This is a genomic window from Ornithinimicrobium carbonis, from assembly GCF_050703245.1.
Classification (GTDB): Bacteria; Actinomycetota; Actinomycetes; order Actinomycetales; family Dermatophilaceae; genus Ornithinicoccus.
This window is the reverse complement of record NZ_CP192647.1, coordinates 2,769,275-2,789,063: the sequence shown is the minus strand read 5'-3', so window position 1 is coordinate 2,789,063 and position 19,789 is coordinate 2,769,275. Positions and strand designations below refer to the sequence as shown.

The window sequence follows — 19,789 nt, the reverse complement described above, 5'->3', positions numbered from 1 at the left end:
CGCTCCACCGCCGGCCGGCGCCCCGCCGGCCCGCCTGCTGCACCGACCGGTGCGCCCCCGCCCCGCGGGAGCAGGTCACCGGCGCAGGTGCTCCTCCCACCACGCCAGGACGTGCTCGAAGCGCTGCACCCGGTGCCGCGGCTGTCCAGCCCGGGAGAGCTCGTGGCCCTCGCCGGGGAAGACGAGCAGCTTGGTGGGCACGCCGTTGCGGCGCAACCGGGCGAAGAGCCGCTGCCCCTGCTCCAACGGGCAGCGCAGGTCGCGCTCGGAGTGGACGACCAGGGTGGGGGTGCGGATCCGGTCCGCCCACGTGAGCGGCGACTGCTCGTGCTGGTGGTCCCCGGCGTACTCGTCGGCGAAGAACCACCCGATGTCGCTCGTGCCGGCGAAGGAGTCCCACGCGTTGACCGCCCGTTCGCTGATCGCGGCGGTGAACCGGTCGGAGTGCGCGACCAGCCAGGTCGTCATCAGCCCGCCGTAGGACCCGCCCTGGACACCCACGAGGGAAGGGTCCAGCCCGGGCCGGGTGAGGGCGTGGTCCAGCAGGGCCGTCAGGTCGGCCACGTCCACGGTGCCGATCGCCTCCTTCACCGCCCGTCCGTGGGCGGCCCCGTAGCCGGACCCGCCGCGCGGGTTGCCCATCACCACGGCATACCCCGCCCCCGCGAGGACCTGGGCCTCGTCGAAGAGGTTGCCCGAGTACTGCGTGTACGGACCGCCGTGGACCATCAGGACGACGGGGTGCCCCTCGGGGCGGGGCGGCCCGCCCGTCGGACGGACGAGCCAGCCGTGCACCGGGTAGCCGTCCTCGGCCTGCGTGCGCAGCTCCTCGGGCAGGATCGGCGCGGCGGTCCCGGTGAGGTGCCGCTCGGCCAGGTCGGTCGCCGGGGTGAGGCGGTCTCCCAGCCGGCCCACGAACAGCTCGCCGAAGGAGGAGCGGGTGCCGGAGACGGCCGCGACCATCCCGCCGCCCACCGCCAGCCCGGTGACGCTCACGTGGCCGTCGAGCAGCACGACGCCCGCCGGGAGGTGGCGGACCACGGTGTCGCCCTGGTGCTCGAGGGCGACGACCACCACGGTGCCGTCGCCGGCGACGGCGGGGGCGCAGGCCAGGTGGTCGGCCTCGGCGTCGGTGAGCGGGGCGTCCTCGCCCAGCCGGTGCAGGACCGCGTTGCGGGCGACGAAGTCCTGTCGGGAGGGTCCCAGGTCGCCGAGGCCCACGACGACGGTCCCGTCGGGGCCGCGGTCCAGGCCACCCACCGCACCGTGTCCGCCGGTGTGCCGCCGCAGACCGTCCCCCCGCAGGTCCACGGACCACACGTCCGAGACGAGGGTGTCCGGTGCCCACCGGCCCTCCTCGTCCCGGGAGGCCACGAAGGCCACCCGCTCCTCGTCCAGCCAGACGGGGGAGTCGTCGTCGCCGTCACCGTCCGTCAGCTGACGGGCGCCGGGCAGGTCCTCGGCGGCGTCGCCGTCGGCGGCGGGCAGGTCGGCCAGGTCGAGCAGGAAGATCTTGCTGGGACGGTCCAGGACGTAACCCAGCCCGTCGGCCTGGTAGCGGGAGTGCTCGATGAGCGGGGGGGCCTCCTGGTCGGGCTTGACGTCCTCGTCGGTGCCGTAGCGGCCCTGCTCCGGGACGCGGGCGGCGTAGGCGATCCGGCGCCCGTCGGGGGACCAGGCGAAGGAGCCCACCCCCAGCTTGTGGTCGGTGAGCCGCCGGGCGTCGCCCCCGTCGGCCGGGAGCAGGTGCAGCTGGGCCGGGCCGTCCTCCTCCCCGCGGAGCAGGGCGACGCGGGTGCCGTCCGGGGAGTATGCCGCGGAGCCGTCCCGGGTGCCCTGCGTGAACCTCTCGAGGGGGCCGGCCGCGGTGCCGTCGGGGCCGAGCGTGAGGCGCCACAGGCTGGTGCGGTAGCGGTTCTCGTCCACGTCGGGACGGCTCATCGTCACCAGGACGTGGGTCCCGTCGGGGTGGACGGAGGGTGCGGACAGGGTGCGGACGGAGGTGAGGTCGCTGGGCAGCACCGCAGCAGACTACGTGCTCGTCCCGCCGCGGCGACGACGCCGGGGGAGCAGGCTGAGCAGGTAGGGCATGCCCACCCGGCGGGCCACGTCCCGCAACGGCCGCGCCAGGCTGGCGCCGACGACGATCCCCAGCGAGATGGCCACGACGACGAGGGTCACGCCGAGGAAGGCGGCGACGGCCACCTCGGGCGCGGCCTCGAGCCGGGACACCGAGATCAGGCCGAGCGAACCGGGGACGAGCAGCCAGAAGCTCGGCAGGAAGGCCACCACCCGGGGCAGGTGGGGGCGCAGGAACTCCACGAGGGTGGCGCCCAGGCTGGCGACGACCGCGCCGAGGAACGCGCCGGCCCACCGGGTCCCCAGGACCGTGTGGCCCGCCCACTGGGCCAGGTAGGTGGCCAGGACGACCGCCAGCAGCCACGGCACCAGCCGGGACGGCACGGACTCCATGAGGGAGATGGCCACCGTCACCAGGACGACGCCGATGAGGGGCGCCCACCAGCCCAGCTCGGCCGGACGGGCGGTCTCGACCTCCTCCAGCGGCACCCGGAGCAGGGGGGCCGCCGCACCGACCCCCAGGGCGAAGAGCAGCATCTGCATCGTCCCGTGGGCCAGCCGCGCCGTACCGGCCACCATCGACCCGGCCGACAGCTCGGTGAGGCCGGTGACGATCGCGGCCCCGGGCAGCAGGACCGCGATCGGGCCGACCAGGGTCCACAGCGGCGCCGGGGCCCAGCCCTCACCGGCGGCCAGGAAGGCGGCGGCGCCCACGACGAAGGCGGCGATCAGCGGGGAGACGGTGCGCATCGTGCGGCCGGCCCGCGAGAGCAGCAGGAGCAGCGCACCGGTGACCGGGGCCAGCAGGGCGGCGAAGACCACCGCGGACCAGGCCGGTGCCAGGATCAGCGCGATGCCGACCCCGGAGAGGACGGCACCGGAGAACAGGCCGAGCCGGCGGTAGCGGTGCGGCTGCGCCCGCAGACGGGTCAGCCGCTCCAGGGCCTCGTCGGGCGACAGGGTCCCGGTCCGCAGGCTGGCGCGCACCGCGCAGACGTCGGCCAGCTGGTCCAGCCGGACGGCCCCCTCCACCTGCTCGAAGGTGGCCGGCCGCCCGGCGGCCAGGGTCACGGTGATCGCGGTCGGCAGGCAGCCCACCTGGGGTGCGGGGTGGCCCAGGCCGCGGGCCGCCTCGTGGATGTCCTCCTGGACCTCGTGCACGGGCATCCCGCCCGCGAGCAGGCCCGCCCCGAGCCAGGCCAGCAGGCGGCGGTCACGGACGTCGCGCTCCTCGAGCTGCGCCGTCGGGTCCGCGCCCGCCTGCCCGCTCACGCCGACCTCCCGTCCGGGGAGAGGTCGCCCGGCTCCATGCCGGCGACCTCCGCGCACGCCCATGCCGACAGGACGGCGGCCAGGAGGGAGGGCACGACGACACCGGCGACCTGGAGCGCGACGGAGCCCCCGCCCACCTCGGGGCGGCCCCACGACAGGGCCGCCAGGCCGGTCAGGCCCGCGGCGTGGACCACCCCGGCGGACGACCCGGCCCGCACGGCCACCGTGGCCCGGTCCCGGTGCCCACCGGCCGCCACCGTGGTCACCGCGCCCGAGAGGATCCCCAGCAGCGCACCGAGCGCGGCTCCGACGATCAGCCCCGCGAGGCCCGAGCCCACGGCGCTCGCGGCACCGCCGTCGACGCCGTTCGCGGAGGCCCCACCCGTCAGGGCGGTGGCCACACCGGTCACCGCCCCCACGGTCGCGCTCACGGCGACCCCCACGAGGACGCAGGCGACGAGGTACCGCCACCTCACCGCCGCCTCCAGGTGACGACGGCGAAGCCGGTCCGCGGGTCCCGCGAGACCTCCTGCCACCGGGCGGGGTCGATCGTGGGGAAGACGGTGCTGCCGGCGGGTTCGTCGTCCACCTCGCTGACCACGAGCCGGTCGGCCCAGGCGATCGCCTCGGCGTAGACCTGACCGCCGCCCACGACGAAGACCTCTCGGTCCCCGGCCGCCAGCAGGGCCTCGGGCCAGCTGTGGGCCACCTCGGCGCCGGACGCGGTCCAGGCGCGGTCGCGGGTGAGCACGATCGTGCGCCGCCCCGGCAGGGGCCGCCCGATCGAGTCCCACGTCGCCCGTCCCATGAGCAGCACCCCTCCGGCGGTGGTCTCCTTGAAGTGCCGCAGGTCCTCGGGCAGGTGCCAGGGCATCGTCGACCCGTCGCCGATCACCCCGTTGCGCCCCACCGCGGCGACGAGGGTGAGCGTCTGGTCGAAACCGTGCACGAGCACCGTGGGCGGCGCACCGGCGGCCAGGTGCTCCAGCGCGCGCCGCTCGTGCGGGACGGTCCGCGGGGGCAGCTGCGCCAGCGGCCACCAGCGCAGCTCCTGCGCCTTGTCCGGCTCCTGGACGGAGGGCTCGCCCGTCCAGGAGCGGGTGGCGAAGAAGAGGTCGACGCGCTGCTCGAGCGGGTCCGGCAGCGCGCAGGTGCGCTGGATCACCGCCACCGGGGCGAGGTCCGAGGGGTCGACCTGCACCCCCACCTCCTCCAGCGCCTCGCGCGTCGCGGCCCGGTATGCCGTCTCGCCCGCCTCCACGTGCCCGGCGGCGGCGCAGGCCCACCACCCGTCCATGAATCCCGTGCCGGACCGCAGCTGCAGCAGCACCTCCGGGTCGTCGGCGGGACCGCGCAGCAGGGCGAGGTAGGCGGCGGGGACGACCTGGATCCTGCCGCCGGTGGCCGGCGGCGTCATACCGCGATCGGCGCCTTGATCGTGGGGGCGGCCACGTAGTCGCGCACCTCGACGTGCCCGAGGTCGAAGGCGTCCAGCTCGCGCACCGTCGGGTCGAGGTGGAGGGTGGGCAGCGGTCCGGGGGTGCGGGTGAGCTGCTCACGGGCCTGGTCGAGGTGGTTGAGGTAGAGGTGGGCGTCCCCCAGGGTGTGCACGAAGTGCCGGGGTCGCAGGTCGACCACCTGGCCGACCATGTGCGTCAGCAGCGCATAGCTGGTGATGTTGAACGGCACGCCCAGGAAGGTGTCGGCACTGCGCTGGTAGAGCTGGCAGGACAGCCAGCCGCGCCGGTCCTCGTCGTCGGGGGCGGCGGGGGCGACGTAGAACTGGAAGAGGGTGTGGCACGGCGGGAGGGCCATGGCCTCCACCTCGGCCACGTTCCAGGCGGAGACGATGTGCCGGCGCGAGTCGGGGGAGGTCCGCAGCCCGGTCACCAGGCGGTCGATCTGGTCGATGGTCCGCCCGTCCGGAGTGGGCCAGGAGCGCCACTGGTGCCCGTAGACCGGACCCAGCTCGCCGTCCTCGTCGGCCCACTCGTCCCAGATGCTGATGCCCCGGTCCTGCAGCCAGCGCACGTTGGTGTCGCCGCGCAGGAACCACAGCAGCTCGCCGACGACCGAGCGCAGGTGCAGCCGCTTGGTCGTCAGCGCGGGAAAGCCCTCGGTGAGGTCGAAGCGCATCTGGTGGCCGAAGACGGACAGGGTGCCGGTGCCGGTGCGGTCGCTCTTCTCCACGCCCTCGTCCAGGATCCGGCGCAGGAGGTCCAGGTACTGCTGCATACCGCAAGACTAGGCGCACCCCGGGTTGTGACTCAGATCACATGACTGGCGCGTAACATTGGGGGCCTCTTCGCCGATATGACCTGTGACCGCCCTGCTGCTCGGACCCCCCGAGCGGGCAGCAGGGCGGTTCTTCACGTCCGGGGCGGTTCTTCCCGTCCGGGCCCCGTGGTCCTGGCCTTCGCCTCCCGGAGGAGGGGCACCGGAGGCAGGCCGACGAGGTGGTGCGGCCGGACGATGCTCAGACGTCCCGGGGTCCGGGCTCGTCCCAGGGGTGCTCCGGCTCGACCGGAGCGCGGCGGGACCCGCCGGTGCCGTGCGACGGTCCGTCCACGGCACGAGGGGCCGCCCGCCCCTGCTCGCGGGCCGCGAGGCGGCGGGCCTGCTCGGCGATCTGGTTCTCGGAGGGCTCCTGGTCCCACCGGAGGGCGGCCAGGTGGAGCACCAGGGCCAGGCCCCATCCCATGGCGGGCCAGACCGGCCAGAAGTAGCCACCGCCGGAGACGAGCCAGATGGCCGTGAGCAGGCCCATGACGGCCAGGTAGACGGTCAGGTGCTGGCGGAAACCCGCGCGGGCCTCCAGCTGCTGCTTGGCCCTCGCCCGCAGCCGGGGATCGTCGGCCGGGTCGGCGAGGGGCCCCGCGGGGTCCCTGCGGACGGGATCCGCCGGCGGCTCCTGACCGGGGGGCGGCAGGGGCGGTCGGTCCATGGTGCCTCCTCCGGGTGGTCCGGGCCAGCCTAGTCCGGTCGGGGCCGCGATGTGGAGCTGCAGGGCGTGTGACGCGTGGTGCGGACGGGGATCTGGCGTACGGTGCGAGCGTGGCCAAGACTGCGACCTCGACGTCCCGCACCCGCTCCGGCGGCACCGGCGGTGCCTCGGCCCGTCCCGCGAGCCGATCCGGCCCGGGCGGGCGGGGCGGGACGTCCGGGAAGGGTGCCACGGCCGCCGCCGCCCCGGGCGGGGGGACGTCGCTGCCCGGGAAGGCCTTCCGCGGGATCGCCGGTGCCACCGGCGGCACGGTCCGGGCGATGACCGACACCGCCCGTGACCTGGAGCCGGAGCACCGCCGTGACGGCGCCGGGTTCCTGCTGCTCGCGCTGGCCCTGGTCGTGGCCCTGCGGGAGTGGTGGGGACTGGACGGGATGTTCGGCGACGCGGTGCACGCCGTGGCCGCCGGCACCTTCGGCCGGGTCTCGCTCGTCCTGCCGGTGGTGCTGCTGTTCTTCGCGGTCCGACTGTTCCGCCGGCCCGGCGAGCAGCAGGCCACCAACCGGATGTCCATCGGCACCGTGGCGCTGCTGCTGGCCGGCAGCGGGCTGACCCACCTGGCCACCGGTGCTCCGGACTACGCCGAGGGCCCGGGGGTGATGCAGGCCTCCGGAGGGATCCTCGGCTTCATCGCCTCCTCGATGCTGTCGGCGGCCATCACGGCCACGGGGGCGGCCGTCGTCCTGGGCCTGCTCGCGGCCTTCGGCTTCCTGGTCCTGACCCGCACGCCCGTGCACCGGATCCCCGACCGGCTGCGCGAGCTGGAGCAGCAGCTCTTCGACTCGGCCCGGTTCGACCGCGTGGACCCGGTGACGGGGGAGGTCCTGCCCCGGGGGCGGCGTTCCCGGGCCCACCTCGACGAGCGCGAGGGCGACGTCGCCTTCGAGCAGGCGGCCCACGTGGACCGGACCGCCAAGGGGCGCTCCCTGCGGGCAGCTCCCCGGGACCGCCGCGGCCGGCCGGAGGACTCCTCGGACGCCGCTCCCGCAGAGGGCGCGACCCCCGGGCGGCGCGGTGGCGGCAGCGCCGCGGACGGGGGCGGTGGAGCCACGGCGGCCAGGTCCGAGGCGGGCGCGGGCCGGAGGCCGGGGACCCGGGCCCGTGCCGAGGGGGAGCGCACCGAGGAGATCCCGGCCGTCCGGCCCGGGCAGAAGCGACCCGAGAAGGTGCCCTCCAAGCCCCAGCTCGAGGCCCCGCCGACCAACCCGCTGCCCCAGCGCGTCGAGCAGCTGCAGCTGGCCGGGGACGTCACCTACACCCTTCCCGACCCCTCGGTGCTCAAGCCGGGGACGCCCCACAAGGAGCGGTCGGAGGCCAACGACCGGGTCGTGGACGCCCTGACGGGGGTGCTCGAGGACTTCAACATCGACGCCCAGGTCACCGGGTTCATGCGCGGCCCCACCGTGACGCGCTACGAGGTCGAGCTCGGCCCCGGGGTCAAGGTCGAACGGATCACCGCGCTGTCCAAGAACATCGCCTACGCCGTCGCGTCCGCCGACGTGCGCATCCTCTCCCCGATCCCCGGCCGCTCGGCGGTCGGCGTGGAGATCCCCAACACCGACCGGGAGAACGTCAACCTCGGCGACGTCCTGCGCAGCCAGGCGGCCCGCAACAACACCCACCCGATGGTCATGGGGGTGGGCAAGGACGTCGAGGGCGGCTACGTGATCGCCAACCTGGCCAAGATGCCGCACCTGCTGGTCGCCGGTGCCACGGGCTCGGGCAAGTCGAGCTTCGTCAACTCGATGATCACCTCCATCCTCATGCGCTCGACCCCCGACGAGGTGCGGATGATCCTCGTCGACCCCAAGCGCGTGGAGCTGACGGCCTACGAGGGCATCCCGCACCTCATCACGCCGATCATCACCAACCCGAAGAAGGCCGCGGAGGCGCTGGCGTGGGTCGTGAAGGAGATGGACCACCGCTACGACGACCTGTCCGCCTTCGGCTACAAGCACGTGGACGACTTCAACAAGGCCGTCAAGGCCGGCAAGATCACGCTGCCGCCCGGCTCGGAGCGTGAGCTGCGCCCCTACCCCTACCTGCTGGTCGTGGTGGACGAGCTCGCCGACCTCATGATGGTCGCCCCCCGGGACGTCGAGGAGTCCATCGTCCGGATCACCCAGCTGGCGCGGGCGGCCGGGATCCACCTGATGCTGGCCACCCAGCGTCCCTCGGTGGACGTGGTCACCGGGCTGATCAAGGCCAACGTCCCCAGCAGGATGGCCTTCGCGACCTCCTCGTTGGCCGACAGCCGCGTCGTGCTGGACCAGCCTGGTGCCGAGAAGCTCATCGGCCAGGGCGACGCCCTGTTCCTGCCGATGGGGGCCAGCAAGCCCATGCGCATCCAGGGCGCCTGGGTCGCCGAGTCCGAGGTGCACGACGTGGTCGTGCACGTGACCGGCCAGCTGCAGCCCAAGTACGTCGAGGAGGTCGTCGCGGCCCCGGCCAAGAAGCAGGTGGACGAGGACATCGGGGACGACCTGGAGCTGCTGCTGCAGGCGGCCGAGCAGGTCATCACCACCCAGTTCGGCTCGACCTCGATGCTGCAGCGCAAGCTGCGGGTGGGCTTCGCCAAGGCAGGCCGGCTGATGGACCTCATGGAGTCCCGCGGCATCGTCGGGCCCTCGGAGGGCTCCAAGGCGCGCGACGTGCTGGTCAAGCCGGACGACCTGGAGGAGACCCTCGGGCTCCTGCGGGGGGACGACCCGCCCCCGCGTCCGGAGCCGGAGACCGACAGCGCCCCCTTCGACGCGCTCGCGGCCGAGGTCGTCGACGAGCCCGTCGGGCAGCAGGACCCCTGGGACGAGGACGCGCAGGAGCCCCCCGTCCCCCCGGCGACCGGACGGAACACCAGCTACGACGGGGACCCCGTCTCCGGCAGCCGGGTCGAGGAGGCCGAGGAGGAGGAGTCGGAGGACGCCTGGGCGCTGACCGACCGCGGGGGCCGGGAGCGGTACTGATCCCCGGACGCGGCGCGCGGGGCGGGCGGGCCGCCGACCGTAGACTGGCGCTCATGTCCCGCTCCGTCGCCGTCGTCACCCTCGGCTGCACCCGCAACGAGGTCGACTCCGAGGAGCTCGCCGGGCGGCTGGCCGCCGAGGGCTGGACGCTCGTCGACGACGCCGCCGAGGCGGACGTGGCCGTGGTGAACACCTGCGGCTTCGTGGAGCAGGCGAAGAAGGACTCCATCGACGCGCTGCTGGAGGCCAACGACCTCAAGCGGACGGGGCGGACCCAGAAGGTCGTCGCCGTGGGCTGCATGGCCGAGCGCTACGGGGAGCAGCTGGCCGCCGAGCTGCCGGAGGCCGACGCCGTCCTGGGCTTCGACAGCTACACCGACATGTCGGGCCACCTGCGCCGCATCCTCGCGGGGGAGCGACCCGCCTCGCACACCCCCCGGGACCGCCGCACGCTGCTGCCCCTCGCCCCCGCGGCACGGCATACCTCCGGCTCGTCGGTGTCCCTGCCCGGTCACCAGCAGGCGTCCGCCGTCGCACCGGAACCGGTGACGCCGCTGGCCCAGGTGGCTCCCGCCAGCGGGCCCCGCGTGGTGCGGGCGCGGCTCGACGGACGTCCATGGGCCCCGCTGAAGCTGGCCTCCGGATGCGACCGGCGGTGCGCCTTCTGCGCGATCCCGATGTTCCGCGGCGCGTTCGTGTCGCGACCGCCGCAGGACGTCCTGGCCGAGGCCCGGTGGCTGGCGGAGCGGGGCGTCCGGGAGGTGTTCCTCGTCAGCGAGAACACCACCTCCTACGGCAAGGACCTCGGCGACCTGCGCCTGGTGGACGCGCTGATCGGCGAGCTCGCCGCCGTCGAGGGGATCGACCGGGTGCGGGTGTCCTACCTGCAGCCGGCCGAGATCCGGCCCGACCTGCTGGACGCCATGGCCAGGACCCCCGGTGTGGCGCCCTACTTCGACATCTCCTTCCAGCACGCCTCCGGTCCCCTCCTGCGACGGATGCGCCGGTTCGGGGACCGGGAGGGCTTCCTGGGTCTGCTGGAGCAGGTGCGCTCCAGGGTGCCCGAGGCCGGGATCCGGACCAACGTCATCGTGGGCTTCCCCGGGGAGACCGAGGAGGACCTGGCCGAGCTCACCGCATTCCTGGAGGCCGCCCGGCTGGACGTGGTCGGGGTCTTCGGGTATTCCGACGAGGACGGCACGGAGGCCGAGGGGTACGAGGACAAGCTCGACGAGGCGACGGTCCGGGCCCGGGTGGAGCGCGTGTCGGCCCTCGTCGAGGAGCTGACCGCCCAGCGGGCCGAGGACCGGGTCGGTACGACCGTGGAGGTGCTCGTGGAGGCGCTGGACGAGGACGACGGGCGGCTCGTCGGCCGGGCCGGGCAGCAGGGCCCCGACGTCGACGGTGTGACCTACCTGCAGGCCGCCGACGGGAGCGTTCCCGACGTCCGCGTCGGTGCGCTGGTCATGGCGCGGGTCGTGGCCACCGAGGGGGTCGACCTGGTCGCCGTCCCCGTGCAGGAGGTGGCGGCGTGATCGGTCCGCACGATCCGGACGGACCCGACGTGGCCACCGCGGCGTCGGCGCCGCAGGCCTCGCCGTGGAACGTGCCCAACGCCCTGACGGTGCTGCGCATCCTCATGGTGCCCCTGTTCGGATGGCTCCTGCTGGCCCACGGTGGTGAGGAGACGGCCTGGCGCTGGTGGGCCACCGTGGTCTTCGTCGTCGCCATCGCCACCGACTGGGTCGACGGTTTCCTGGCCCGCCGGGACGGGCTGATCACCGACTTCGGCAAGCTGATGGACCCGATCGCCGACAAGGCGCTCACCGGCACGGCGCTGGTCGGCCTGTCGCTGGTCGACGTGCTGCCGTGGTGGATCACCGTGGTGGTGCTCGTGCGCGAGATCGGCATCACCCTGCTGCGCTTCGTGGTGATCCGCCGCGGCGTGATCCCGGCCAGCAAGGGCGGCAAGCTCAAGACCGTCCTGCAGGCGCTGGCGATCACCCTGCTGCTCGCCCCCGTCGGCGGCCTGCTGGGGGCGCTGGGTCTGTGGGTCATGTACGCGGCGGTCGTCGTCACCGTCGTCACGGGCGTGGACTACGCATGGCAGGCGTTCCGTCCGCGCTCCCGCCCGTGACCGCCGGCTCGGCCCCGGAGCCGGCGGAGGGGGCTGCCGCCGGGACCGCCTCGTGGGTGCTCGACCTCCTCGGGGCGCGGGGACAGACCGTGGCGGCCGCGGAGTCGCTCACCGGGGGGCTGGTCTGCGCCGCGCTCACCGAGGTCCCCGGGTCCAGCGCCGTCGTGCGCGGCGGCGTCGTCTCCTACGCGGTCGGGGTCAAGCACGACGTGCTGGGCGTGCCCGAGGACCTGCTGGCGGCGCACGGTGCGGTCTCGGCCCCGTGCGCGCTGGCCATGGCCGCGGGGGTGCGGGAGCTGCTCGGTGCCGACTGGGGCCTGGCCACGACGGGGGTGGCCGGGCCGGACCCGAGCGAGGGGCATCCGGTCGGGACCGTCCACGTCGCGGTGGTCGGGGAACACGGGCAGCTCCACCGGGCGTTGCACCTGCAGGGTTCCCGCCGCCAGGTCCGGGACGGGACCGTGACGCAGGTGCTGGAGCTGCTCGAGCACGTGGTTCGGCAGCTGTCGGTGGCGGCGGGTACGGTAGAGACCTGGTCGTCGGAGAACGCGGAGGAGGGTTGAGGCATGGTGCTGCTGCGTCGTGAGATGGGGGACGTCCTGCGCGAGCGCCGCCAGGGCCAGGGCCGGACGCTGCGCGAGGTCAGCGCCGAGGCCTCCTGCTCCCTGGGCTACCTCTCCGAGATCGAGCGCGGTGAGAAGGAGGCCTCCTCCGAGCTGCTGGCCTCCATCTGCCGGGCGCTGGACCTGCCCCTCTCCCAGATGCTGTCCGACGTCGCCGACCGCGTGAGCCTCGTGGAGGCGGCCGACACCCAGATGACCGCCCTGCTCACCGACGGCCTGGCCCGTCCGCTCGCCCAGGGACAGGTGCGCCGCCGTGGTGACCAGGTCGTCTCCGCCGCCTGACCGGACCCGGAAGCGTGAGCGGACCGGGCCTCATACCCCAGGGGGTATGATGGGAGGCATGCACCTCTCCCTTCGGCGCGTCCTCGCGCTCGCTCCCGCGGTGGCCCTCCTCGCCGCCTGCGGGACCGGCACGACGGAGCCGAATGCCGTCCCGACGTCCTCCGCCTCCGCCCCGGCGGCCGACGCCACCGGTACCGACCTGGGTGTCGACGCGTTTCGCCGAGCGGGTCGCCGGGAGCGGCACCGTCGTCGTCGACGTGCGCACGCCCGCCGAGTTCGCCCAGGGACACCTGCCCGGCGCGGTCAACCTGGACCTGCAGTCGGCGGACTTCCAGCAGCAGCTCGGCGAGCTCGACCCGGACGCGCGCTACGCGGTCTACTGCCAGTCGGGCAACCGCTCGGCGCAGGCGCTGGCGACGATGGTCGAGCTGGGGTTCACCGACGTGGCCCACCTCGAGGGCGGCATCGGTGCCTGGCAGGGCGCGGACCTGCCCGTCGTCACCGGCTGAGCCCGCCCGCGGACACCGGCCTACGCCTCCGGTCGACGGCCGGCCGCGCCGGGTCACCGCCCTCGCCGCCCGGTTTCCGGGCCTCTCCGCCCGGGCGCGGCTACTCGTAGCGGCGACGGCCGTGCCCCAGCGGCGTCTGCCGCGCGCCGTCGTCGGTGGGGGCCAGCCCGCCCTGGCAGGTCGGGCAGTAGAACATCACGCGCTGCTGGGGCTGGGTCCCGATCGTGGCCAGCCGCACGGCCGTGCCGCACCGTTTGCAGGGAAGCCCGACCCGTCCGTGCACCCACGCGTCGTCGGCGTCGACGTCCGCGCGTCCGGTGACCGTCGTCCGGCCGACCCGGCAGCTGAGCACCAGCATCCGCCGCGCCGTGGTGAGCAGCTCCTCGACCTGCGCGGGGTCGAGCCGGCCGACGGGCGTCCAGGGGTTCACCGCGTGCACGAAGAGCGGCTCGGCGGTGAAGATCGTGCCCATCCCCGCCACGTTGCGCTGGTCCAGGCAGGCCTCGGTGATCGTGCGGACGGGGTCGGACAAGACGTTGCGCAGGGCCCGGTCGCCGTCGTAGCCGGGGTCGAGCAGGTCCGGACCCAGGTGCCCCACGACGCGGTGCTCCTGGCTCGTACGGACCAGGTCGAGCGCCCCCAGGGAGTCGCCCACCGCCACCCGCGCGGGGGTCCACAGCAGGGCCCGCACCGTGTGGGCGCGTCCGAGCGCGTGCCGCCGGCCCACGGGATGCACCCGCCAGGACCCCTCCATCCGCAGGTGGCTGTGCAGAGTCAGGTCGTCCTCGAGCCGGTGCAGCAGGTGCTTGCCGCGGGGGACCACCTCGACGGTGCGGCGGCCGGAGAGGTCGGCCGTGGCCAGGGCCGGGACCCGCAGGTCCGCCCCCTCGAGCCGGTGCCCGGCCAGGGCGCGGTGGAGGCGGCGGGCGGTGCGCCAGACGGCGTCACCCTCGGGCACGACGGTCCAGGGGACGGGCGGTCATGGCGCGGCGGTGTCGGACGGGGCGGCGCAGGGTCGTCGACCGGTCAGCGCGCCTGGGCGTGGTACTCGGCGTTGGGCACCATGGCCAGCGCGGTGGAGATCCGGTTGGTCATGTTGAACATCCCCACGACCTGGACCGCCTCCAGGATCTGGTGGTCGTCGAGCCCGACCGTGCGCAGCGGCTCCAGGTCCGCCGGCGTGACCTCGGCGGGGGTGAGGGTGAGCTTCTCGGCGTAGGCGGCCAGCGCTGCCTCGCGCGGCGGCAGGTCGGCCTGGCGCCAGTTCACCGCGACGAGGTCCGCGGTGACCGGATCCTCGCTGAGGTGTCGCAGGGCCGCGCCGTGGGAGACGGCGCAGTAGGTGCAGCGGTTCAGACCGCTGACCACCACGGCGATCAGCTCCCGCTCGGTGGTGCTCAGGTACCCCTCCTTGTTGACCAGGAGGTTGAAGTAGGTCCACCAGGCCTGGAACTGCTCGCCGTTGAGCGCCTGGGCGAGGAACACGTGGGGGACGAAACCGAACACCTCCAGGGACCTGTCCCAGAGCCGGCGCACGCCCTCGGGCACCTCGGCCCGGTCCGGGAGGGCGAGGGCGGAGATCGAGGGGTCGGCGGGCGCGCTCATGCGGCCAATGTAGGCCCTGCCGGGACGGGCGGACGGGGGACCCTCCCCGTGCGGCCCCGGCGCCTCCCGCCGGGTTGGCACCGGGGGACCGGGCCGCACCCGGCGGCTGGTCGCCCGCAGTCGCCTCCGCCGCTCCGGCGGACACCCCCCGAGGACCGGCCTCAGCGTCGCAACCGCAACCCCTGCGGGGCGGTGTGGAACCCGGCGCCGACGAGGGCCCGGGCCAGGGGTGCGTCCGAACCCAGCGCCGTCTCCCCGTCGACCCGGGCGACGGTCAACCCCCGCAGGGACCCCGACCGCACGGCGTCGACGAGCCGGGAGGCGACCGCCTGCCAGACCTGGTCGGCCGGAAGGTGGGGCGGAGGGTCGGCGGTGAGGGCGCTGCGCCCGCCGCGTTCGAGGTACAGGACGAGGGCGCCGTCGACGAGGACCACCATGGCCCCCGCCTTGCGTCCCGGTCGGTGGCTGCCGGGTGCGCCCGTCGCGGCGACGCCCGCGACGGGTGCGGGCGTCGGGGCAGGACTCGTCGAGGAGGTGGTGTCCTCGGCCCCGGGTCCTGGTCGGCCCTCGTCGGCCCCGGGGCGCACCCCGTCGGTCGATGCCCCGGCGCGGTCCGGCCACGGCACGGCCGCCCCGTAGGGGTTGGCCGGATCCGTGGCCGCGAGCAGGACAACCTCCGGCTCACGACCGGGACGGTCCAGGTCACCGTCCATCGCGCGGAGCCGGTCGATGGCACCGGCCGTGCCGAACTGGGCGGCGCCGAGGCCCTCCACGACGTAGCCGCGACGGACGCGACCGGCCTCCTCGGCACCGGCGAGCACCCTGTAGACGCCCGCGTAGCCCCCGGGCACGCCCTCGGCCACGACCGACCCGCGGGTGAGCACCCCGTAGCGGTCCAGCAGCTGCTCGGCGGTCGCGAGGGCGCGGACGGTCGGGTCCTGCTCCGGCGGCGGCAGCAGCGACCACCGGCCGACACCGGTCGGTGGTCCGGACCGCGCGGGCATGGTCGGGCGTGCCGGGCGCGAGGCGAGCGCGACCGAGGTGCGGGACCAGCGTGCCGCCCGGCGCGGTGCCTGCCGGGACCGGTGGGTCGAGCGCCCGCCCGAGAGCACCGCACGGACCGGGGCGAAGCCGTCGGCCGAGACGTGGCCGGCCCACACGAGCTCCCACAGCGTGGTCAGCAGGGCGCCGTCGTCGGTGGAGCCGACGGCGTCGGACAGTGCACGGAAGAAGTAGGCGCCGCCGGGCACCCGCTCGAGCAGCTCGAGCACCTGCTCGGCCGTGCCGCCCTCGACCGCCTCCGGCGGCGCGAGCGTCAGGTGGGCGGTGTCGGCCAGGTGCAGGGAGATCCACCCGTCGTCGCCCGGCAGGGTGCCGTGCCCCTGCCAGAGCACCTCGCCGGAGGCCATCAGCTCGTCCAGCAGGGCGGGGGAGTAGTCGCGGACCCGGGCCGGCAGGACGAGGGACTCGACGGCGGAGGCGGGCATCCGCGCGCCGGCCAGCTGCTCCACCGCGCGCGCCAGGCCGTCGATCCCCCGCAGCTCACCGACCGACTGCCAGCGGGGCAGGAAGCGCGCGAACGTGGCCCCGGTGACCGGTTCCACCTCCTGCCGGAGCGCGGCCAGCGACCGACGCCGCAGCAGCCGAAGCACCTCCGCGTCGCACCAGTCGTCGGCACCGCTGCCGTCCGGCACCAGCGCCCCCTGGACGACCCGGCCGGAGGAGGCGAGCCGGCGCAGGGCGTCCCGCACGACCGCGGCCCCGAGGCCGAGCCTGGAGGCCAGCTCCTCGAGGGTGAAGGGGGTGTGCGTGCGGGCGTAGCGCACGACGAGGTCGCCCAGGGGGTCCTCGACCGCTTCGAGGAACGCGGCGGGCACACCGACGGGCATGGCCACGCCCAGCGCGTCCCTCAGCCGGGCGGCGTCCTGACCGTCGGCCCAGCGCTGCTCGCCGGCCACCCGCACCTCGACGAGCCGGCGGGCCTCGACCAGCTCCGCCAGCCATCCGGGGACGTGCCCGCGCACCTCGTCCTGGGTGCGGGCCACCAGCTCGTCGGTCGTGGACGGACCCAGGACGCGCAGGAGGTCGACGAGCTCCTCCGGGTCCCGCGCCGCCCGTTCCGGGGTGAGCCGCTGCAGCTCCGCGAGCGTGCGGGCCACGACCCGCGGATCGAGCAGGTCGCGCAGGGACGCGCCCTCGCCGCGGCCCAGCAGCTCGGCCAGCAGGGCGGGGTCGAGGGACAGCGCGGCGGCCCGACGCTCGGCGAGCGGCGAGTCGCCCTCGTAGAGGAACTGGGCCACGTAGCCCATGAGCAGGCTGCGGGCGAAGGGCGAGGCGGTGCTGGAGGTGACCGAGACGACCCGGACCCGACGGGCGGCGATGCTGCGCATCAGCTCCACGAGCGCGTCCACGTCGTAGACGTCCTGGACGACCTCGCGCACCGCCTCCAGCACGATCGGGAAGGTGGGGTAGCGGGCCGCGACCTCGAGCAGCTGGGCGGAGCGCTGCCGCTGCTGCCACAGCGGCTGGCGTCGACCAGGGGTGCGCCGCGGCAGCAGCAGCGCACGGGCGGCGCACTCCCGGAAGCGGGAGGCGAACAGGGCCGACCCGCCGATCTCGGCGGTGACCAGGTCGGGGACCTCGTCCGGGTCCAGGGTGAGCAGCTCGGCGATCTCGGCGTCCAGCCGGGCGTTCCGGGTCCGCTCGTCGGTGGGGGAGCCGTCCTCGTCCCAGGCGCCCAGGTCGGGCAGCCGGAGGACGATGCCGTCGTCGGCCGCCAGCGCCTGCACGTCCGTGCCGTAGCGTTCGCGCATCCGGGCGGCCAGGCAGAGCGCCCAGGGGGCGTGAACCGGGGTGCCCCAGGGGGAGTGGACCACGACGCGCCAGTCGCCGATCTCGTCGCGGAAGCGCTCCACCACCACCGTCCGGTCGTCGGGCACGTGCCCGGTCGCCTGCCGCTGGTCCTCCAGGTAGGTCACCAGGTTGCGCGCGGCCCAGTCGTCCAGGCCGCGTCCGGACAGCTCGGCCAGCGCGGCGTCACGGGGGGCTGCGGCCGTCCTGCGCAGGAACTCTCCGACCGCGGCCCCGAGCTCGGCCGGCCTGCCCTGGGACTCGCCCTTCCAGAACGGCAGCCTGCCGATCTGGCCGGGGGCCGGGGTGACCAGCACCTGGTCGTGCGTGATGTCCTCGATGCGCCAGCTGGTCGTGCCCAGGGTGAAGACGTCACCCACCCGGGACTCGTAGACCATCTCCTCGTCCAGCTCGCCCACGCGCCGGCCGGGTCCGTCCCCGGTCGCCAGCATCACGGCGTACAGACCCCGGTCCGGAATCGTCCCGCCCGAGGTGACGGCGAGCAGCTGGGCCCCCCGGCGGGCGGAGAGGCTGTCGGTGACCCGGTCCCAGACGATGCGGGGACGCAGGTCGGCGAAGTCCTCGCCGGGGTAGCGTCCGGCGAGCATGTCGAGCACCGCCTCGAAGACGGTGCGAGGCAGGCTCGCGAACGGAGCGGACCGGCGGAGCAGGTCGAACAGGTCGGTGACCGTCCAGTCGTCCATGGCCACCATCGCCACGACCTGCTGGGCCAGCACGTCCAGGGGGTTGGCCGTCACCTGCAGCCGCTCGATGAGCCCGGATCGCATCCGGTCCACGACGACGGCGGTCTGGACCAGGTCGGCCCGGTGGGTGGGGAAGAAGACCCCGTGGCTGACGGCGCCCACCTGGTGTCCGGCCCGGCCGACGCGCTGCAGGCCGGAGGCGACGCTGGGGGGACTGGCCACCTGGACCACCTGGTCGACCGCGCCCATGTCGATCCCCAGCTCGAGACTGCTGGTGGCCACGACCGCCGGCAGCCGGCCCGTCTTCAGGGCGTCCTCGATGACGGCCCGCTGCTCCTTGCTGACCGACCCGTGGTGGGCGCGGGCCAGCACCGGCGGTGCGCCACGGTCGGCGCCCGCCTGGCCCATCACCTGGGCGGGCGGCCGGCCCCCCGGGGCGGGCGGGTCGTCGGTGCCGGAGTCGTCGGGCGCCGTGCCCCGGGCGTCCCAGTGCTCGTTCAGGCGGGCGGTGAAGCGCTCGGCCACCCGTCGGGAGTTGGTGAAGACCAGCGTCGACGTGCGCCGTCCGACGAGGTCCACCACGCGCCGCTCCACGTGGGGCCAGATGGAGGCGCGCTCCTCCGGGTCGGGGGCCGGAGCCCACACCTCGCCCGTCCCGGGGCCGCCGTCGGTCGTCGCCGCCGTCGTCGTCGCCGCTGTCGCCGCCGCCCCGTCGCCGTCCAGGTCCGGCAGCACCGGGCCCGTCCCCGTCGTCCACGCGTCCTCCGTCGGTCCCCCGTCGGTCGCGGGGGCACGGACCACGGCCCGGGCCCCGGCCACCTCGCCCCGCTCCGTGGCCCCCGGGTCCGACATGTCGGGGACGGGGACGACGACCTGCAGGTCCCACGCCTTGGTGGACGGGGGCTGGACCGTGCTCACCGGACGTCCGCCGGCCAGGTATCGGGCCACCTCCTCGACCGGGCGGACCGTCGCGGACAGGCCGATCCGCTGGGCGGGCCGCTCCAGCAGCGCGTCGAGCCGGTCGAGGGTCACGGCCAGGTGCGCCCCCCGCTTGGTGCCGGCCACCGCGTGGACCTCGTCCACGACCACCGACTCCACCCCGGTGAGGGCGCTGCGGGCCTGGGAGGTGAGCAGCAGGAAGAGGGACTCGGGGGTGGTGATGAGGATCTCGGCGCCCTCCCGGGCGAACGCCCGGCGTTCCGCGGCCGGGGTGTCGCCCGAGCGGACCGCCACCGAGACCGACGGGGACGCCAGCCCCAGCCGGGTCGCGGCGTGACCGATGCCGACGAGGGGCGAGCGCAGGTTGCGCTCGACGTCGACCGCGAGGGCCTTGAGCGGGGAGACGTAGAGCACCCGGCAGCGGCCGGTCCCGGGGGACGGCGTCCCCCCGGTCCGTGCCCCGGCGGCAGGCCGCCTCGCGGGGGTGCGGTCCTCCGTCACCGTCGGCTGTCCACCCCCCGTCGACGTCGCCGTGTCGGTGACCCGGGCGGCGCGAGCGGTGGGACCCACCGGCGTCGGCCGGGGGTCGGCCACGATCCGGTCGATGGCCCACAGGAACGCCGACAGCGTCTTCCCCGACCCGGTGGGTGCGACCACGAGGGTGTGCTCACCCCGGCTGATGGCGTCCCAGGCCCCCACCTGGGCGGGCGTGGGCGCGGGGAAGGAGGCGTCGAACCAGGCCCGGGTGGCGGGGGAGAAGCGGTCCAGGACCGTCGCGGCGTCCAGCGTCACCGGATCACTGTCCCACCCGGCACCGACAGT

General features: G+C 75.1%; 15 protein-coding genes. 6 read left to right on the top strand and 9 right to left on the bottom strand.

Going from position 1 to position 19,789, the window contains the following annotated elements:
• Positions 1–75: 75 nt before the first annotated feature.
• From ACQ95T_RS14010 to ACQ95T_RS13985, 6 genes are all read right to left on the bottom strand, one after another.
• Positions 76–2,022: a S9 family peptidase gene (locus ACQ95T_RS14010; RefSeq protein ID WP_431473023.1), complete on the bottom strand. Its 1,947-nt coding sequence runs from the start codon at positions 2,020–2,022 to the stop codon at positions 76–78.
• Between the two features lie 9 nt (positions 2,023–2,031).
• The gene (locus ACQ95T_RS14005) at positions 2,032–3,351 is read right to left on the bottom strand and encodes a threonine/serine ThrE exporter family protein (RefSeq protein ID WP_431473022.1); all 1,320 of its coding nucleotides are present in this window, start codon (positions 3,349–3,351) and stop codon (positions 2,032–2,034) included.
• On the bottom strand, positions 3,348–3,827 hold the full coding sequence (locus ACQ95T_RS14000) for a hypothetical protein (RefSeq protein WP_425941524.1): 480 nt from the start codon (positions 3,825–3,827) through the stop codon (positions 3,348–3,350). The genes ACQ95T_RS14005 and ACQ95T_RS14000 overlap by 4 nt, the downstream gene beginning before the upstream one ends.
• The gene (locus tag ACQ95T_RS13995) at positions 3,824–4,768 is read right to left on the bottom strand and encodes a dihydrofolate reductase (RefSeq protein ID WP_425941522.1); all 945 of its coding nucleotides are present in this window, start codon (positions 4,766–4,768) and stop codon (positions 3,824–3,826) included. Before ACQ95T_RS13995 ends, ACQ95T_RS14000 begins: the two co-directional genes overlap by 4 nt.
• Positions 4,765–5,586, bottom strand: a complete 822-nt coding sequence (locus ACQ95T_RS13990; RefSeq protein ID WP_425941520.1) for a thymidylate synthase — start codon at positions 5,584–5,586, stop codon at positions 4,765–4,767. Before ACQ95T_RS13990 ends, ACQ95T_RS13995 begins: the two co-directional genes overlap by 4 nt.
• A 241-nt stretch (positions 5,587–5,827) precedes the next feature.
• Positions 5,828–6,295, bottom strand: coding sequence for a 2TM domain-containing protein (locus tag ACQ95T_RS13985; RefSeq protein WP_425941519.1), 468 nt, complete (start codon positions 6,293–6,295; stop codon positions 5,828–5,830).
• 320 nt (positions 6,296–6,615) lie between these two features.
• On the opposite strand from ACQ95T_RS13985, the gene ACQ95T_RS13980 reads away from it, so the two are divergent.
• The 6 genes from ACQ95T_RS13980 to ACQ95T_RS13955 all read left to right on the top strand — a co-directional run bounded on the left by ACQ95T_RS13980 (position 6,616) and on the right by ACQ95T_RS13955 (position 12,869).
• Positions 6,616–9,318, top strand: a complete 2,703-nt coding sequence (locus ACQ95T_RS13980; RefSeq protein ID WP_425941836.1) for a DNA translocase FtsK 4TM domain-containing protein — start codon at positions 6,616–6,618, stop codon at positions 9,316–9,318.
• Between the two features lie 53 nt (positions 9,319–9,371).
• Positions 9,372–10,853: a 30S ribosomal protein S12 methylthiotransferase RimO gene (gene rimO, locus ACQ95T_RS13975; RefSeq protein WP_425941517.1), complete on the top strand. Its 1,482-nt coding sequence runs from the start codon at positions 9,372–9,374 to the stop codon at positions 10,851–10,853.
• Positions 10,850–11,455, top strand: a complete 606-nt coding sequence (pgsA, locus tag ACQ95T_RS13970) for a CDP-diacylglycerol--glycerol-3-phosphate 3-phosphatidyltransferase (protein ID WP_425941515.1) — start codon at positions 10,850–10,852, stop codon at positions 11,453–11,455. The genes rimO and pgsA overlap by 4 nt, the downstream gene beginning before the upstream one ends.
• A complete protein-coding gene (locus tag ACQ95T_RS13965; protein ID WP_425941513.1) occupies positions 11,452–12,018 on the top strand; it encodes a CinA family protein in 567 nt (188 codons plus the stop codon). Before pgsA ends, ACQ95T_RS13965 begins: the two co-directional genes overlap by 4 nt.
• Before the next feature lie 3 nt (positions 12,019–12,021).
• Positions 12,022–12,360 (top strand): helix-turn-helix domain-containing protein, encoded by a 339-nt coding sequence (locus ACQ95T_RS13960; protein WP_425941511.1) that lies wholly within the window; start codon positions 12,022–12,024, stop codon positions 12,358–12,360.
• A 203-nt stretch (positions 12,361–12,563) separates the two neighbouring features.
• Positions 12,564–12,869 carry a rhodanese-like domain-containing protein gene (locus ACQ95T_RS13955; RefSeq protein ID WP_431473021.1) on the top strand — a complete coding sequence of 102 codons (306 nt, stop codon included), beginning with the start codon at positions 12,564–12,566 and terminating at the stop codon, positions 12,867–12,869.
• A 100-nt stretch (positions 12,870–12,969) separates the two neighbouring features.
• Here ACQ95T_RS13955 and ACQ95T_RS13950 read toward each other — a convergent pair whose 3' ends face one another.
• The 3 genes from ACQ95T_RS13950 to ACQ95T_RS13940 form a co-directional block, all read right to left on the bottom strand.
• Positions 12,970–13,827, bottom strand: a complete 858-nt coding sequence (locus tag ACQ95T_RS13950; RefSeq protein WP_425941507.1) for a DNA-formamidopyrimidine glycosylase family protein — start codon at positions 13,825–13,827, stop codon at positions 12,970–12,972.
• A 68-nt stretch (positions 13,828–13,895) separates the two neighbouring features.
• Complete coding sequence (locus ACQ95T_RS13945) at positions 13,896–14,474, bottom strand: peroxidase-related enzyme (RefSeq protein ID WP_425941505.1); 579 nt, start codon at positions 14,472–14,474, stop codon at positions 13,896–13,898.
• Between the two features lie 161 nt (positions 14,475–14,635).
• Positions 14,636–19,753: an Lhr family ATP-dependent helicase gene (locus tag ACQ95T_RS13940; protein ID WP_425941834.1), complete on the bottom strand. Its 5,118-nt coding sequence runs from the start codon at positions 19,751–19,753 to the stop codon at positions 14,636–14,638.
• Positions 19,754–19,789 lie beyond the last annotated feature (36 nt).

What these genes read in the sequence shown, in the direction of transcription:
- ACQ95T_RS13995 (WP_425941522.1), bottom strand. Translation starts at nt 4,768, where the DNA reads ATGACGCCGCCGGCCACCGGCGGCAGGATCCAGGTCGTCCCCGCCGCC.
- ACQ95T_RS13990 (WP_425941520.1), bottom strand. Translation starts at nt 5,586, where the DNA reads ATGCAGCAGTACCTGGACCTCCTGCGCCGGATCCTGGACGAGGGCGTG.
- ACQ95T_RS13985 (WP_425941519.1), bottom strand. Translation starts at nt 6,295, where the DNA reads ATGGACCGACCGCCCCTGCCGCCCCCCGGTCAGGAGCCGCCGGCGGAT.
- ACQ95T_RS13980 (WP_425941836.1), top strand. Translation starts at nt 6,616, where the DNA reads ATGACCGACACCGCCCGTGACCTGGAGCCGGAGCACCGCCGTGACGGC.
- rimO (WP_425941517.1), top strand. Translation starts at nt 9,372, where the DNA reads ATGTCCCGCTCCGTCGCCGTCGTCACCCTCGGCTGCACCCGCAACGAG.
- ACQ95T_RS13960 (WP_425941511.1), top strand. Translation starts at nt 12,022, where the DNA reads ATGGTGCTGCTGCGTCGTGAGATGGGGGACGTCCTGCGCGAGCGCCGC.
- ACQ95T_RS13945 (WP_425941505.1), bottom strand. Translation starts at nt 14,474, where the DNA reads ATGAGCGCGCCCGCCGACCCCTCGATCTCCGCCCTCGCCCTCCCGGAC.